Origin of the sequence: Pseudomonas vanderleydeniana (genome assembly GCF_014268755.2) — a bacterium.
Classification (GTDB): Bacteria; Pseudomonadota; Gammaproteobacteria; order Pseudomonadales; family Pseudomonadaceae; genus Aquipseudomonas; species Aquipseudomonas vanderleydeniana.
The window spans coordinates 2,359,268-2,374,664 of the sequence record NZ_CP077093.1 but is presented as its reverse complement, the minus strand read 5'-3'; the positions used below and the strand labels follow the sequence as shown (position 1 = coordinate 2,374,664).

Annotated in this window: 14 protein-coding genes; 7 read left to right on the top strand and 7 right to left on the bottom strand. The window is 64.4% G+C overall.

The genetic code is table 11. The annotated features are described in order from the left end of the window. Nucleotide 1: 1 nt before the first annotated feature. Entirely contained in the window at nt 2–391 is a 390-nt protein-coding gene (locus tag HU752_RS10710) for a DUF1987 domain-containing protein (RefSeq protein ID WP_186681631.1), read from the top strand. Nucleotides 392–413: 22 nt separating this feature from the next. Then, nucleotides 414–1,214, top strand: a complete 801-nt coding sequence (locus HU752_RS10705) for a GGDEF domain-containing protein (protein ID WP_186681633.1) — start codon at nt 414–416, stop codon at nt 1,212–1,214. Here HU752_RS10705 and HU752_RS10700 read toward each other — a convergent pair whose 3' ends face one another. The 3 genes from HU752_RS10700 to HU752_RS10690 form a co-directional block, all read right to left on the bottom strand. Further along, nucleotides 1,215–2,540, bottom strand: a complete 1,326-nt coding sequence (locus HU752_RS10700; RefSeq protein WP_186681635.1) for an OprD family porin — start codon at nt 2,538–2,540, stop codon at nt 1,215–1,217. It lies immediately after the preceding gene. 357 nt (nt 2,541–2,897) lie between these two features. Next, nucleotides 2,898–4,085, bottom strand: a complete 1,188-nt coding sequence (gene cfa / locus HU752_RS10695) for a cyclopropane fatty acyl phospholipid synthase (protein WP_186681637.1) — start codon at nt 4,083–4,085, stop codon at nt 2,898–2,900. Between the two features lie 459 nt (nt 4,086–4,544). Continuing rightward, the gene (locus HU752_RS10690) at nt 4,545–5,741 is read right to left on the bottom strand and encodes an amino acid aminotransferase (protein ID WP_186681639.1); all 1,197 of its coding nucleotides are present in this window, start codon (nt 5,739–5,741) and stop codon (nt 4,545–4,547) included. 337 nt (nt 5,742–6,078) lie between these two features. Here HU752_RS10690 and uvrB point away from each other — a divergent pair, with 337 nt between their 5' ends. After that, nucleotides 6,079–8,094: an excinuclease ABC subunit UvrB gene (gene uvrB / locus HU752_RS10685; protein ID WP_186681641.1), complete on the top strand. Its 2,016-nt coding sequence runs from the start codon at nt 6,079–6,081 to the stop codon at nt 8,092–8,094. Between the two features lie 126 nt (nt 8,095–8,220). Here the strand turns inward: uvrB and HU752_RS10680 are convergent, their stop codons facing one another. Continuing rightward, on the bottom strand, nt 8,221–9,030 hold the full coding sequence (locus HU752_RS10680; protein ID WP_186681871.1) for a sulfite exporter TauE/SafE family protein: 810 nt from the start codon (nt 9,028–9,030) through the stop codon (nt 8,221–8,223). 107 nt (nt 9,031–9,137) lie between these two features. On the opposite strand from HU752_RS10680, the gene HU752_RS10675 reads away from it, so the two are divergent. Continuing rightward, nucleotides 9,138–9,893, top strand: coding sequence for an AraC family transcriptional regulator (locus HU752_RS10675; protein ID WP_186681643.1), 756 nt, complete (start codon nt 9,138–9,140; stop codon nt 9,891–9,893). A gap of 84 nt (nt 9,894–9,977) precedes the next feature. Then, nucleotides 9,978–10,946 (top strand): hypothetical protein, encoded by a 969-nt coding sequence (locus tag HU752_RS10670; protein ID WP_186681645.1) that lies wholly within the window; start codon nt 9,978–9,980, stop codon nt 10,944–10,946. Nucleotides 10,947–10,951: 5 nt separating this feature from the next. On the opposite strand, the gene HU752_RS10665 is transcribed toward HU752_RS10670, so the two are convergent. Together HU752_RS10665 and HU752_RS10660 are read right to left on the bottom strand one after the other, a co-directional pair. Continuing rightward, on the bottom strand, nt 10,952–11,527 hold the full coding sequence (locus tag HU752_RS10665) for a hypothetical protein (protein WP_186681647.1): 576 nt from the start codon (nt 11,525–11,527) through the stop codon (nt 10,952–10,954). A gap of 164 nt (nt 11,528–11,691) precedes the next feature. Beyond that, nucleotides 11,692–12,684: a diaminopimelate epimerase gene (locus tag HU752_RS10660; RefSeq protein ID WP_186681649.1), complete on the bottom strand. Its 993-nt coding sequence runs from the start codon at nt 12,682–12,684 to the stop codon at nt 11,692–11,694. Nucleotides 12,685–12,847: 163 nt separating this feature from the next. Here HU752_RS10660 and HU752_RS10655 point away from each other — a divergent pair, with 163 nt between their 5' ends. Further along, nucleotides 12,848–13,501: a carboxymuconolactone decarboxylase family protein gene (locus HU752_RS10655; RefSeq protein ID WP_186681651.1), complete on the top strand. Its 654-nt coding sequence runs from the start codon at nt 12,848–12,850 to the stop codon at nt 13,499–13,501. Between the two features lie 33 nt (nt 13,502–13,534). On the opposite strand, the gene HU752_RS10650 is transcribed toward HU752_RS10655, so the two are convergent. Next, nucleotides 13,535–13,981, bottom strand: a complete 447-nt coding sequence (locus HU752_RS10650; RefSeq protein WP_186681653.1) for a winged helix-turn-helix transcriptional regulator — start codon at nt 13,979–13,981, stop codon at nt 13,535–13,537. Nucleotides 13,982–14,082: 101 nt separating this feature from the next. Between HU752_RS10650 and HU752_RS10645 the strand changes: the two genes are divergently transcribed. Then, entirely contained in the window at nt 14,083–15,285 is a 1,203-nt protein-coding gene (locus tag HU752_RS10645; RefSeq protein WP_437182339.1) for an MFS transporter, read from the top strand. Nucleotides 15,286–15,397: the final 112 nt, after the last annotated feature.

The following is a 15,397-nucleotide window of genomic DNA, read 5'->3' as shown; positions in this document are numbered from 1 at the left end:
CATGGACAATTTCTACATCGAAGCAACCGCCACCTCGCCGGAAGTCGACTTTCGTTTCGATCAGGACCTGCTGACGATCAAGGGCGAGTCCTACCCGGAAAATGCCGCCGCCTTCTATGCCCCGGTCATCCAGCAACTGCGTACCTACCTCGCCTCCCGCGAGGACACCGTGATCACCACCCACATTGCGCTGGCCTACTTCAACAGCTCGAGCACCAAGATGCTGTTCAGCATCTTCGACGCCCTGGACCAGGCCGCCCAGTCGGGTAACGAAATGCAGGTGAACTGGTACCACGACGAGGAGGACGAGACCATTTTCGAATTCGGTGAAGAACTGAAGGCCGACTTCACCGCGATCGTCTTCAACGATCATGCCACGACCCCACAATGACTCCCCGACAAGGATGATGAGCATGACCGCTTCAGTCACTCGCGTAGGCGCACCGGCACAGGATGAGCCCGAACACGACCTGTTCCGCAGCGAAACTGACGCCCTCGAACACGCCCGTTCGATCCTGGCCCTGACTGAAGCCGATGCACCGGTGTACCAGCAGGCGCTCGCCGATCTGACCGCCCACTTCGAACGCCTGATGCGCGAAACGCGCCGGCTGATCCGGCGCAGCGACCGCGCCGAGCGTGAAATGAACGCACTCAACACCCAGTTGCAGACCTTGGCGCGCCAGCTTGAATACCGGGCCACCCACGATGCCCTCACCGGCGTGCTGAACCGCGGCGCGGTCATCGACCTGACCGTGCAGGCCCTGCAGAAGACCGGTGCGGTGATGGTGGTGCTGGACATCGATCACTTCAAGCACATCAACGACGAGTTCGGCCATCCCGCCGGCGATGCGGTGATCCAGGGCATCGTCAGTTGCCTGCGGCAGATCGTCGGCAATGCCGGGTTCATTGGTCGTGTCGGTGGCGAGGAGTTCACCGTACTGATTCCTGGCGGGACGCTTGAGGCCGGCCTGGCGTTGGCCGAAAGCCTGCGTGCAGCGATTGCCGCCCACGTCTTCGGGCAGCCGGTGAACCGGCAGATCACCGCGAGCTTCGGTGTCAGCGCCAGCCCGATGGGCACCAGCTTCGACTGTGCCTACGGCCGGGCGGATGCGGCGTTGTACCAGGCCAAGCGCGCCGGCAGGAACCGCGTGGAAGCGGCGCAGCCGGATACTGTGCAACCGGCGGGAGAAGAACACGCCTCCCCCGCCGCCTGATCAGAAGATCGAGATCGGGTAGTCGGCGATCAGCCGCAGCTCGTTGTTGTTGCCTTCGGCCTGGTCGGCGTTGCCCCGGTGGAACGATTGGCGCAGGCGCAGGGACAGGTCCTTGGCCGGCCCTCCCTGGACCACGTACTTGGCCTCGACGTCGGTCTCATGGTGCTCGCCGTTGGCGCCATAGCCATAGGCCCGGTAGGGGCTGTCCGCAGCCATCTTGGTGCCATCGATGTCATCGCCGTGGATGTAGCGGGTCATGAAGCTCAGCCCCGGCACGCCATAGCTCTTCATGTTCAGGTCGTAGCGCGCCTGCCAGGATTTCTCGCCCGGGCCGTTGAAGTCCGAGTACTGCACGGAGTTGGCCAGCAGGATCGAGTCGCCACCGTCACCGGGGCCATTGGTACCGAAGCCGGCGTAGTCGAACGGCGTATCGCCGTGCACCTTCTGGAACGCCAGGGTCACCGTGTGGGCGGTCAGGAAGGTGTAGGCGGTCGCGAAGGAGAAGGTGGTGTTGTTGATCGCACCGGCCTTGGCCTGGCCCTCGTCGAGCGTGCGGTAGAGGTTGAAGTCGAAGTTCAGCGATTGCCCCGGCGAGAGCGGCAGGGTGTAGTTGGCGTTGGTGTAGTACTGGCGCCAGATATCCTGGAACTCGGAACCGTAGAGGGTGAAACTCAGGTCGTCATTGACGCTGTACTTGCCACCCAGGAAGCTGACCGCGTTGGTGGGAACGTTGGCGTAGGTCGCGTACAGGTCGTGGTCATGACTGGTGGTGACCACACCGGTGCCGCTGGTGAAATGCCCGGCCTCCAGGTCCAGCCCCTTGATCTCGCTGCTCTGCAGATCGAAGCCGGTGGCGGTTTCCGGGATCAGCCGGGTGCCGCCGGCAGCGAAGACCGGAGCGGTCGGCTGCATGTCGCCGTAACGCAATTCGGTCTTGGAGACCCGCAGCTTGAGCGCGGCACCGGCCTTGGCGTAGTCATCCTCGGGAGAACCGTCGCGGCCGATTGGCAGGTTGCCGGTACCCGCGGTCCCCGGGCCGCCGTCGAGCTTGATGCCCCAGTAACCGAAGGCATCCACGCCGAACCCGACGGTGCCCTGGGTGAAGCCGGAGCTGTAGTTGCCGAAGATGCCCTGGGTCCAATCCTTGAGGTCGGATTTGCCATCCTTGCGGTCACGGTCGAAGTACTGGTTCTTCAGGTGCAGGTTGAGGCTGCTGTCTTCGACGAAGCCCTTGGCGTCACTCTGGTCGGCGATGGAGTCGGCCATCGCGACCTGGGCCAGGCCCAGTGAAACCGCCAGTGTGAGCAAGTTGATCTTTACCGACATCGTTATTATCCCCTGGTTAATGAAGTTTCACTCTTTTGTTGGAGCGAACGACGGCGCACACGCTGTCATCCGCGCGGAGAGTGGAAACGTGGAGCACTGAATGGCAGAGGTGCCCGAAGGCCAAAGACAATCTTCAAGAATGCAGAAGCGGGGATCCGGCCGGGCTTTGTCTGTCGCGCTCCGGTGCGCGCCCTGGGGGCGTTTGCAAGAGAAACCGGAAAACTTCAGGCCACCGACCAGGGGCCCCTGTTGTTATTTTTACTGCCGGTTTCTATATATATTTTTCCATTAATGCTCGACGAGTTAATTAGCCATGAAAGATTCTTCATCGATAATTAACTCGACGCTGCCAGGTGCTCAGGACACACGCTGGTAACCGCCCACCACACCTTTCTTCGACAGCACCCACTGCCAGAGCTGGATGTCCCTGGCGCGGAATGCACCGGCACAGGACAACAGGTAGTAACGCCACATGCGACGGAAGCGCTCGCCCATCTGCCCGGCAAAGCGCGGCCAGGCCGCTTCGAAGTTGTCGTACCAGGCCATCAGGGTCTTGTCGTAGTCGGCGCCGAAGTTGTGCAGGTCCTCGACGACGAACAGGCCGTCGACGGCATCGCCGATCTGGCCAATGGAAGGCAGGTCGCCATTGGGGAAGATGTACTTGTCGATCCAGCGATCGGTGGTGGAGTGGCGCCGGTTCTTGCCGATGGTGTGCAACAGGAACAGCCCGTCATCCTTGAGGCAGCGCGCGGCGGTTTCCATGTAGACCCGATGATTCTTGCGCCCGACATGCTCGAACATGCCGATGCTGACGATGTGATCGAACGGTTCGTCGACATCACGGTAGTCCTGCAGGCGGAACTCCAGCGGCAGCCCGGCATAACGCTGCCGGGCCCACTCGGCCTGGTCCCGGGAAATGGTCACGCCGACGCATTCGACACCATAGTGCTGCGCCGCATAGGACATGAAGCTGCCCCAGCCACAACCGATGTCCAGCACCCGCATGCCGGGTTCCAGGCGCAGCTTGCGGCAGATCAGGTCAAGCTTGGCATCCTGTGCCTCGGCCAGGTTGTCGGCCTCGCGCCAGTAGCCACAGGTGTAGGCCATGCGCGGGTCGAGCATGCTCGCGTAGAAATCGCTGCCCAGGTCGTAATGCTGTTCACCGACCTGCCAGGCCCGCTTGCGGTTCTGCAGGTTGAGCAACTTGACCCGCGCGGCATGGAACAGCATGGCCATCGGGTTGACCCCATCGGCCAGCCCCGAGCGCAGCAGGCGGGCAAAGAATTCATCCAACTGCTCGGCATCCCAGTCGCCGTCCATGTAGGCCTCGCCCAGCCCCAGGCTGCCTTCGGACAGGGCGCGCTCCGGTACGCCCGGGCGGTTGAGGCGCATGTCCCACGGCGCGCGACCGTCCAGGCGCAGGCCGGCCTTGTCAAGCAGCTCTTCGGCCAGGCGATGGGAACCGCTGCGCGGAATACTTTCGGAGGAAGTGTCGGGGGTATTGCAGGAACGGGAGACTAAAGAATCTTCGCACTTTGACTGCATCGGGAATCCTTACTTCTCAACTTGCACTGGAAGAGGACAACGAGGCCATTGTTCAAACCGTGGACGCAGGCGCTCAGGTTGACTTTCGAAGCTCTGGGAAGCTTATGTCCAGGCTCTTGAGCCTGACAAACAAGGATTTGATAAAAGTGCTTTACGGTATTTGTAACAATTTATGAATCATTTCTCGGATGCTCGAGTATCTGTCAGAGCGCTGGTATGCACGGGTGGTGCATGAAGGTGTTCGGGTGAGGCTGATGGCCCTTTCGCGGATAAATCCGGCTCCCACAAGTGCCAGCGTCGTTCGCGGGATTCATGCACGGCGCGAGCACCGTGGGAGCCGGATTTATCCGCGAAAGGGCCCGCGCGCGCCCCAGCCATCTCGGCCAGAAACAAAAAGGCCCGCATCGCTGCGGGCCCTCTTCATCCGAAAACAGCGGCGGGAAACGTCCCGCCCCGCGATCAGATCACCTGAACAATAGCCTTGACCACAGCCTCGATGTTGCGCTGATTCAGCGAAGCCACACAGATACGACCGGTATCCAGGGCATAGATGCCGAACTCGCTCTTCAGGCGTGCCACCTGCTCCACGGTCAGGCCGGAGTAGGAGAACATGCCACGCTGGCGACCGACGAAGCTGAAGTCACGCTTGGCACCGTGCTTGGCCAGCAGCTCGACCATCTGCATGCGCATGTCGCGGATGCGATCGCGCATCTCGGCCAGTTCCGCTTCCCACTGGGCACGCAGCTCAGGGTTGTTCAGCACGGTAGCGACGATGGTCGCGCCGTGGGTGGGCGGGTTGGAGTAGTTGGTACGGATCACGCGCTTGACCTGGGACAGGACGCGGGCGGTCTCTTCCTTCGACTCGCTGACGATCGACAGCGCGCCGACGCGCTCGCCGTACAGCGAGAACGACTTGGAGAACGAGCTGGAAACGAAGAAGGTCAGGCCCGACTCGGCGAACAGGCGCACGGCGGCGGCGTCTTCATGGATACCTGCGCCAAAGCCCTGGTAGGCCATGTCGAGGAACGGTACCAGGTCCTTGGACTTGACCACGTCCAGCACGTCCTGCCAGTCCTCGGGCGTCAGGTCGACACCGGTCGGGTTGTGGCAGCAGGCGTGCAGCACGACGATCGACTTGGCTGGCAGCGCGTTGAGGTCTTCCAGCAGGCCGGCACGGTTCACACCATTGCTGGCGGCATCGTAGTAGCGATAGTTCTGCACCGGGAAACCGGCGGTTTCGAACAGCGCACGGTGGTTTTCCCAGCTCGGGTCGCTGATCGCCACGGTGGCGTTCGGCAGCAGTTGCTTGAGGAAGTCGGCACCGATCTTCAGCGCGCCGGTACCACCGACAGCCTGGGTGGTGAGCACGCGACCGGCAGCGATCAGCGGCGAGTCCTGACCGAACAGCAGGGTCTGCACGGCCTTGTCGTAGGCGGCGATACCGTCGATCGGCAGGTAGCCACGGGAAGCATGCTGCGCCGCGCGCTGGGTCTCGGCTTCGACAACGGCACGCAACAGTGGGATCTTGCCACTTTCGTCACAGTAGACGCCCACGCCCAGGTTGACCTTGTCGGTGCGGGTATCGGCATTGAATGCTTCGTTGAGGCCCAGGATAGGATCGCGTGGTGCCATTTCGACAGCGGAGAACAGGCTCATTATTGCGGCGGCTCTGAATGGAGGATGATCGGGCGTGACAGCGCTCCAGCCGATTGCACTAGAGCGGTGCACAAACGGGGAGCTAGTATAGAGGCCATCAATGGCGAGGGCGACCGACTATTGTCGGAATCCGAGAAGTTTTTTTGATTTATTTTACGCCCGACAGTCGAAATGTAACGTTACGTCCGACAGACGCTTGCCTTGAAAGCAATCGGACGAAACACCACTTCCAGGCTTATGATGCTTTTTTCCGCGACATGCCGTCGTGGACGATCTTTTTCCTCGCTGCGCGCCTGCCGGGCAGCAGTGCCTCTGGGGCACATGCAAGAGGTACGTTATGTCCGAATTCCAGCTCGTCACCCGCTTCCAACCCGCCGGCGACCAACCCGAGGCGATCCGCCAGATGGTCCAGGGCATCGAGGCCGGCCTGGCCCACCAGACCCTGCTCGGGGTGACCGGCTCGGGCAAGACCTTCAGCATCGCCAACGTGATCGCCCAGGTCCAGCGCCCCACCCTGGTGCTGGCCCCGAACAAGACACTGGCCGCCCAGTTGTACGGCGAGTTCAAGACGTTCTTCCCGAACAACGCCGTCGAGTACTTCGTTTCCTACTACGACTACTACCAGCCGGAAGCCTACGTGCCCTCCTCCGACACCTTCATCGAGAAGGACGCGTCGATCAACGACCACATCGAGCAGATGCGCCTGTCGGCGACCAAGGCCCTGCTCGAACGCAAGGACGCCATCATCGTCACCACGGTGTCCTGCATCTACGGCCTGGGCAGCCCGGAAACCTACCTGAAGATGGTCCTGCACGTAGACCGTGGCGACAAGCTCGACCAGCGCGCCCTGCTGCGCCGCCTGGCCGACCTGCAGTACACCCGCAACGACATGGACTTCGCCCGCGCCACTTTCCGCGTGCGCGGTGACGTGATCGATATCTACCCGGCCGAATCCGACCTGGAGGCGATCCGCGTCGAACTGTTCGACGACGAGGTGGAGAGCCTGTCGGCCTTCGACCCGCTGACCGGCGAGGTGATCCGCAAGCTGCCACGTTTCACCTTCTACCCCAAGAGCCACTACGTGACGCCGCGCGAAACCCTGCTCGAGGCCGTCGAGGGGATCAAGGAAGAGTTGCAGGAGCGTCTCGAATACCTGCGCAACAGCAACAAGCTGGTGGAAGCCCAGCGCCTGGAGCAGCGGACCCGCTTCGACCTGGAGATGATCCTCGAACTGGGCTACTGCAACGGCATCGAAAACTACTCGCGCTACCTCTCCGGCCGCGAAGCCGGCGCCCCGCCACCGACCCTCTACGACTACCTGCCGGCGGATGCGCTGCTGGTGATCGACGAATCCCACGTCAGCGTTCCGCAGGTCGGCGCCATGTACAAGGGCGACCGCTCGCGCAAGGAAACCCTGGTCGAATACGGCTTCCGCCTGCCCTCGGCCCTGGACAACCGGCCCATGCGCTTCGATGAATGGGAGGCGGTGAGCCCGCAGACCATTTTCGTCTCCGCCACCCCCGGCAACTACGAGGCCGAGCACGCCGGACAGATCGTCGAGCAGGTGGTACGCCCCACCGGGCTGGTGGACCCGCAGGTGGAAGTCCGTCCGGCCCTGACCCAGGTCGATGACCTGCTCTCGGAAATCAACAAGCGCGTGGCCCAGGAAGAACGCGTGCTGGTCACCACCCTGACCAAGCGCATGGCCGAAGACCTGACCGACTACCTCGCCGACCACGGCATCCGCGTGCGCTACCTGCACTCGGACATCGACACCGTGGAGCGGGTGGAAATCATCCGCGACCTGCGCCTGGGCACCTTCGACGTCCTGGTGGGAATCAACCTGCTGCGTGAAGGCCTGGACATGCCGGAAGTGTCGCTGGTGGCGATTCTCGATGCGGACAAGGAAGGCTTCCTGCGTTCCGAACGCTCGCTGATCCAGACCATCGGCCGCGCCGCGCGCAACCTCAACGGCCGGGCGATCCTCTATGCCGACAACATCACCGGCTCCATGCAGCGGGCGATCGGCGAAACCGAACGCCGCCGCGACAAGCAGATCGCCTTCAACGAGGCCAACGGCATCACCCCCAAGGGCGTGTTCAAGGATGTCGCCGACATCCTGGAAGGCGCCACCGTGCCCGGCTCGCGCAGCAAGAAGCGCAAGGGCATGGCCAAGGCCGCCGAGGAAAACGCCCGTTACGAAAACGAACTGCGCTCGCCGAGCGAGATCAGCAAGCGCATTCGTCAGTTGGAGGAAAAGATGTACCAACTGGCCCGCGACCTGGAGTTCGAGGCCGCCGCACAGATGCGCGACGAGATCGCCAAGCTGCGCGAGCGCCTGCTGAATGTCTGAGTGCGCTTGAAGCGCTTCGCGGGCAAGCCCGCTCCCACAGGCTTGAGCCAGGCACGACTCCATGCTCGGCCGATGCTCTTGTAGGAGCGGGCTTGCCCGCGAAGCCTCTCACTGTCGACGCGACCCTCAACCAAGCACCATCGCCAGCAGCACCAGCCCCAGCAAACCGATGTAGATTCCGGCGTGCAGGCGGTCCGGGATACGTCCGATCAGGGGCGTCGCCAGGCGCATGCCGAGCAGCGCGCCGAAGATCAGCAGGACGAACGCCAACAGGTCCACATAGCCGGCGAACCCGGGGCCCAAGCCCAGGGGATGAACGCCGGCCAGGGCCACGTAGGTCAGCGTACCGACCACCGCCACCGGCACGCTCAACGGGTTGGCCATGGCCGTGGCGAGCGTCATGCTCAGGCCACTGCGCCGCAACAGCGGCACGGTCATGACGCTGCCACCCACCCCGAGAAAGGTCGCCACGCTACCGATCAACACCCCGCCCAGCACCGTCACGACCGGCGTCAGCGGGCGAATCGGACGGATCGTCGCCTGCTGGATGAACCCCCGCCGCGCCAGGCAGTCGAGCAAGGTCAGCCCCAGGTAGACAATGAAGGCCCAGCGCAGCACCTCGCTGCTGCACCCGCTGGCCAGCACCGCCCCCAGTATCGCGCCGAGGCCGATGAACCCGGCCAACGGCCAGATCCAGGCTCGCCGCAGGTTGCCTGCACGCCGGTGCTTGGCGGTGGCGAGCAGCGCATTGACGATCATCACGCAGGTCGAGGTCGCCACGGCAATCTGCATCGCCGCGCCACTGACCGCGGGATCCGGACTGGCACTCAGCGCCCGGTACAACAACGGCACCACCACGAAGCCCCCCCCGAAACCGAACAGCACGCTGGTCACGCCGGCCAGCCCACCAAACAACGCCAACAGCCCGTAGAGCATCATGTCAGGTCCTTTCAGGAAGAAAGACCCCATCCTGAGGGCGCGACACTTGGCGCGCCTACGCAAGTCAGTCAAGATTGTTCGTGTTTCGGCCAAACAGACTGCCCATGTACAACCTGCCGCTCGACCGGTACGACCACCTGCCCCAGGCGGTGATCGCCATCGGCACCGACTATCCCCAGGGTCACCTGCTGGCCCGCCACCGGCACCGGCGAGCCCAACTGCTGTACGGCGCCACCGGTGTGATGCACGTGCTGACCGACGACGGCAACTGGATCGTGCCGCCACAACGGGCGGTCTGGATTCCTCCAGGCGTACCCCACCAGGTGCTGATGCTCGGCGTCAGCACCCGCAGCCTGTACATCGAGCCCACGGCCGTCACGACCATGAGCCCCGCCTGCCAGGTGCTGGAGGTTTCACCGCTGCTGCGCCAACTGCTGCTCGCCGCCGTCGAAATGCCGGTGGAATACGCCGAACAGGGCCGCGACGCTGCACTGGTCAGCCTGCTGCTGCATGAACTGGCCGCCGCCGGCAGCCTGCCGCTGCATATCCCCCTGCCCCAGGACCCGCGCCTGCTGCTGCTGTGCCAGGCCTTCATCGAACAGCCGGATATCCGCCAGTCCCCCCAAGCCTGGGCAGGGCACCTGCACCTGAGCCTGCGCAGTTTCGGCCGCCTGTTCCACAGCCAGACCGCCTTGAGCTTTTCCCAGTGGCGCCAGCGGGTCTGCGTGGTCCTGGCGTTGGCGCGGCTGGCCGAGGGTGAGGCGGTGACGCGCATTGCCCTGGACTTCGGCTACCAGAGCCCGGCCGCCTTCTCGACCATGTTCCGTCGTACCCTGGGCCGTTCGCCCACCGACTACTGAAACGGCAGCGGACCTGATCGGCAGGTACACGACGCCAGAGGGCCTGTGTTATTAATGGCCCTACGCACCGCCGATGGACCGAGCATGAAATTCGACAAAGCCTATTGCGTCAGTCTCGACGAGAAACTGACGATCTACGATGTTCGCGACCTGAACTTCGATGAGACCGTGCCCTTCGATTCGGACACGGAAACCTTCCAGTGCCCCAACGATGCCTGTCGCAACGCGTTCGACCGCAGCAACCACCTGACCACCTTCAATGCCCGTCGGGTCCGCTTCAAGCGCACCCCACACTTCAAGAACACGCCGAGCACCCGGCACCTGGCCGACTGCCCCTACCTCAGCCCGGAAACCGCGCCCGGCCTGCTCGACCCGGACCAGGCAGCGGACGAGGTCGAAGGCGAGCAGAACTTCCCGGTGGAGCTGCTGCTGAGCCGTCGCGTCTACAGCCGCAAGCCCGCCACACCCGCAGCACCCGCCCAGGCAGAGCCTCGGGAGGTGACGCGCCCTGCGCCCGAGGGCACCCCCAACAACGCGCCAAGGCAAACACCCAACCGCACCAGTGTGTTCGCCCACCCGGTGGAGTGTTTCGTCTCCAACTTCGCCAACAAGGAGCTGCTCAAGCGCATGCCGCTGACCATCGGCGAGCTGAGCCTGAACTACAACGCGTTCTTCAAGAGGGTCGAGTACTGCCAGGACCGCAGTGGGCTGATCTACTGGGGCAGGATCAAGGAGATCAAGGACTACAAGAGCAGCTTCAGCGTGGTCTTCGACAAGCCGGTGTGGGCCGACCGCAAGCGCTACTCGGTGAATGTCTACCTGAGCAAGAGCCTGATCGAAAACTACCGCCAGCGCACGGCATTCCTTGAAGAGATCAAGAGCGTGATCGACCAGGCCGATGACCTGTACTGCTTTTTCTACGGGGTGACACCGGAGCTGAAACAGGTGCCAAGCAAGAAGAATCCGGAACAGACCTTCAGCGTCTTCAGCTGTGAAATCGAAAACCTGGATCACTTCCTGATTCGCGAAGCTTCGGCCCTCGAGACACCTTGAGCGGTTTACTCGGCCGGGGCAGTTCGGGTGGTCGCGGCACCGGCCCACTGGTAGGTCTTGTGGGCCGCACAACGGCTGTCACTGGCCTTGGAGCGGTCGAAGACGAACTCGAAGGTCACCGCTCCCTGGTAGTCGGTGCGTACGATCCGGTTGACGTCCAGCAGATGCCAATTGCCGTCCTGCTTGAGTGAATCCGGCGAATGGTAGACATCGTTGCCCCTGACCACGCCCTGGCGATTGAGCGTGTCCAGGTGGAAATTGATGTTGGCCTTGTTGCCGCCCCCCTCGCCACCGCTGCGCACGATCCGGTAGCGGACCGTGCTGACATCGAAGTAGGCCGAGCTGCCGGCCGAGGCGAAGGCCACCCGCGCCTCCAGCTCGCCCCTGAAATGCCCGACCGAGCAGGAGAAGTAGTCGGTGCGAACACCGCCCAGCACCTCCGCCGGCGTCGGTTCGACACCGTCCGGAGCCGTGGAGGACGCCGCGATCTGCTCCTCCCGCGCCTGCCCGGAGCGGGCCTCCAGCGTGAACATCAGGCCCACGCACAACAACGTACCGCACACACCCTTGAGTGCTTTCATCGCAAATTCCCTTTGATCGAGTCGAGAGTCCGGGCCGTGCGTTTTCACCCGCCGGCCCCTCGATCCATCAAGCCAAAAAGCGCCCGGCCCGGACAAGGACACAAGGTCCCGCCGGCGGGCAAGGAGAATCCGAACAACACGTCAGGGGTGTTTGCTCGTCACGATCAGACCTGGCGCCGGGCCGCGCCGAACAGCTGGACACTCTGCAGTTCGCCGGCCTGCTCCAGCAGGCGAATCGGTGCGGTGCCACCCGGCATGCTCACCCGCACTTCGCCGGCGGCGACCCAACCCACCCGCCAGGCCGCACAGGCCACCGCGCTGGCGCTGGTGCCCGAAGAGGCTGTCGGGCCCTCGCCACGCTCGAACACTCGCGCCTGCAACTGCCCGGGAGCCTCGAGCGTCGCCCACTGCAGGTTGACCCCGGCCGGGCATGGCTCGCCGCTGCCCAGCGGTGGCGCAAAGGCAATCGCGGTCAGACCTGGTTCCAGGGTTGCTTCCAGCATTTGCGCATTGCTCGGCAGGGCCGAGACATCCTCGACCAGCGTCACACAATGGGGGTTGCCGACACGCACGAACTGGCTACGCTGCCAGGCGTCATTCAACTCCGCCAGAGAAGCCACACGACTCAATTGGCGCCCATTCAACCCAGCCTGCCCGGCACCACGGGCGCCTACCGCCGCAGGGCCGAACTCTGGCCTGCCCAGGGCCAGCCAGAAACCCGGCTGCCCCTCGACCTGTGCCGGCTCGACCGCCGTCGCGACGGGAGAGAGACCACCCGGCTGATCATGATGGACGCGCAACAGGCTGCTGCCCTCAGCCGGCAGCAGCCCCTGCTCGCTCAGGGCCTGGGAAAAGATCGTCAGGCCGTTGCCACTGCGCTCGGCCAGGGTGCCGTCGGTATTGACGATCAGCAGATCGAACGGTGCTGCGCACTGGAACGGCCCGACCAGCAGCCCGTCGGAGCGATGGTGCTTGCCAGCGCGCCCCGGTTCCTGGCCCGCCCAGCCGCACAAGGCCTCCACCGCCGCGACGGACCAGTCGCGCCGCTGCAACGCCGCCTGCGCGGCATCGGCCGGCACCGCCAGCCCCAGTCCGCGCAGTTCGTCAGGACTGGCCACCGCATAGATGTTCCCGCGTGCATCGTAAAACGTCGCCATGGTCCCGCTCCGTTCAGGCAAAGCCACCACTCTAGCCGCGATCCGGCCGCGGCAGAACACCCTCGCGCTAGCATTTTCGCGCGGATTGGCTAGTCTGCCAGCTGTCGATGTCCTGCTGTCGTCGACGCGCGAACGCTTGCTCACGATCGCCAATGGAGACAGCATGCACGACAACGACCCCATGGCCACGCTCTACCGCGAAGGCCGCAGGCAATTCATCGAACTCGTACCCGACGGCGGTGCCCGCCTGGATGCCCTGTTCCACACCACGCCCGCCCTCGGCGAACTGGCCGTCGGCGTGGTCTACGGCCACCTGCACCAGCGCCCCGGCCTCGATCCGCGGCTGCGCGAGGCGGCTACCCTTGCCGCGATCATCGCCTCGGGCATGGTCGGGCCGCCCCTGGGTGTGCATTTCAAGACCGGCCTGGCCTCCGGACTGGCACCGGGCGAATACACCGAACTGCTGTTGCAGGCTTCGGCGTTCACCGGTTTCCCCAGGGCTGTCGCCACCGCCGACCGCCTGAACCAGCTGTTCACCGAAGCAGGCATGACCTCGCCCCCGCCCCCCGCACCCCGTGCCGTGGTGCTGGAGTTCTGCGAGGCGGTGCGGGACGACCGCGAGCACTTTCCGATCTCGCCGGCGATACGGGCCCTGTTGCGGCCACCGCACCGCCTGCTGGCGACCACGACGGCAGCGGACCGGGTGCTGGTGGAGAGTTACCAGCAGGGCCAGCCGGTGCCAAGGGGACTGCTGCAGGTGCGTGTCGATGGCGCGCGGATCATCGCCGTGACGCTGTTCAATCGGGTCCCGCTCTAGGCTGACCGTCGCCCACTGCCGGCGCATGAACGGTCAATCGGCCGGAATGCGCCGGCAGTCGTCCGGCCCCACCAGGCGACCGTCTTCGGCCCGCAATTCCAGCGGTCTGAGCGGCATTCCGCGCTCACGGTCGACCATCACCGAATGCGGCTCCTGGGGTCCGTAGAAATGCGCCTCGCCCCACTGGCGCAGCCCGATGATCAGGTTGAACAGCCCCCTGCCCTTTTCCGTCAACACGTACTCCTGGTAGGCACTGCCATCCGACGCCGGAACGACGACCAGCACCCCATGCCCCACCAGGCTCTTCAAGCGCGTAGCCAGCACATTCCTCGCCACGCCCAGGTTGCGCTGGAAATCGCAGAAGCGGCGAATGCCGTCGAACGCGTCGCGAATGATCAGCAAGGACCAACCATCACCGATGGCTCCCACCGAGCGCGCCACCGGGCACTCGGCGGCTTCCAGGCTGGAACGTTTGACCATGGCACGGCCCCTCGACAGAAAAATGTGGTTGCAATGTAAAACCGGTCTCTCTAGGGTACAAGTGGTTTTAAATTGAAACCAGTTATTCGAGGAGCCCTTCAATGGCGCTTGAAGCCCAGGCCGACCAGGCCATCGCGCAGGCCGGCAGCCGGCTTTCCGGCATGACCGTCCTGCTCTTCGCCATCGCCTGCGGCCTGTCGGTGGGCAACGTGTATTACGCCCAGCCACTGCTGGATGCGATGGCCGATACCTTCGCCATGGACCACGCCACCGTGGGCATCGTGGTCAGCCTCAGCCAGGTCGGCTACGGCCTGGGCCTGTTGCTGCTGGTACCGCTGGGCGACCTGCTCAACCGTCGGCGCCTGATCGTCGGCCAGATGCTGTTGTCGGTCGCGGCCCTGCTGCTCGTTGCCCTGGCCCCCGGCAGTGCCTGGCTGTTGCTGGGCATGAGCCTGGTCGGCCTGCTGGCGGTGGTGACCCAGACCCTGGTGGCCTATGCCGCGCAGTTGGCCGCGCCGGCTGAGCGCGGGCAGGTCGTCGGCAGCGTCACCAGTGGCATCGTCGTCGGCCTGCTGCTGGCCCGCACCGTCGCCGGCGGCATGGCCGACCTGGCCGGCTGGCGCTCGGTCTACCTGCTGTCGGCGCTGCTGACGCTGCTGATGGCCGTGGCACTCTGGCAGGTCCTGCCTCGCCACGAGCCGGTCAAGCCACGCCAGGGCTACGGCGCGCTGATCGCCTCGCTGTTCGGGTTGTTCCGCGAGGAAAAGGTCCTGCGCGACCGAGCGGTGCTGGCGATGCTGATCTTCGCCGCCGGGACCGTGTTGTGGACCCCGCTGGTGCTGCCCCTGAGCGCCCCGCCACTGTCGTTGTCGCATACCGAGATCGGCCTGTTCGGCCTGGCCGGCGCGGCCAGTGCATTGGGCGCGGCGCGCGCCGGGCATTGGGCCGATCGTGGTCGGGCCCAGTGGGTGAGCGGCCTGTCACTGGCGATGATGCTGCTGTCCTGGCTGCCGATCGCCTTTACCCAATCCTCGCTCTGGGCCCTGCTGCTCGGGGTGATCGCCCTGGACCTGGGCCTGCAGGCGGTGCACGTGACCAGCCAGGCGCTCATCTATGGCGTCCGGCCCCAGGCGCAGAGCCGGCTGGCGGCGGGCTACATGCTGTTCTACTCGATCGGCAGCGCCAGCGGTGCCGTTGGCGCCACCGCGATGTATGCCTGGGCCGGGTGGACGGGGGTCTGCCTGCTGGGGGCGGCAATCAGTGCCACTGCGCTGGTGTACTGGTGGTGGTCGCTGAGAGGATGAAACCGCGTTGAGTCAGGGGAGCCCTCTTCGCGGGCAAGCCCTGCTCCTACAGTTCAGAGTCGCGGCTCTTGGGCACGCCCCATGACTGCAGGAGCAGGGCTTGTCGGGGCGC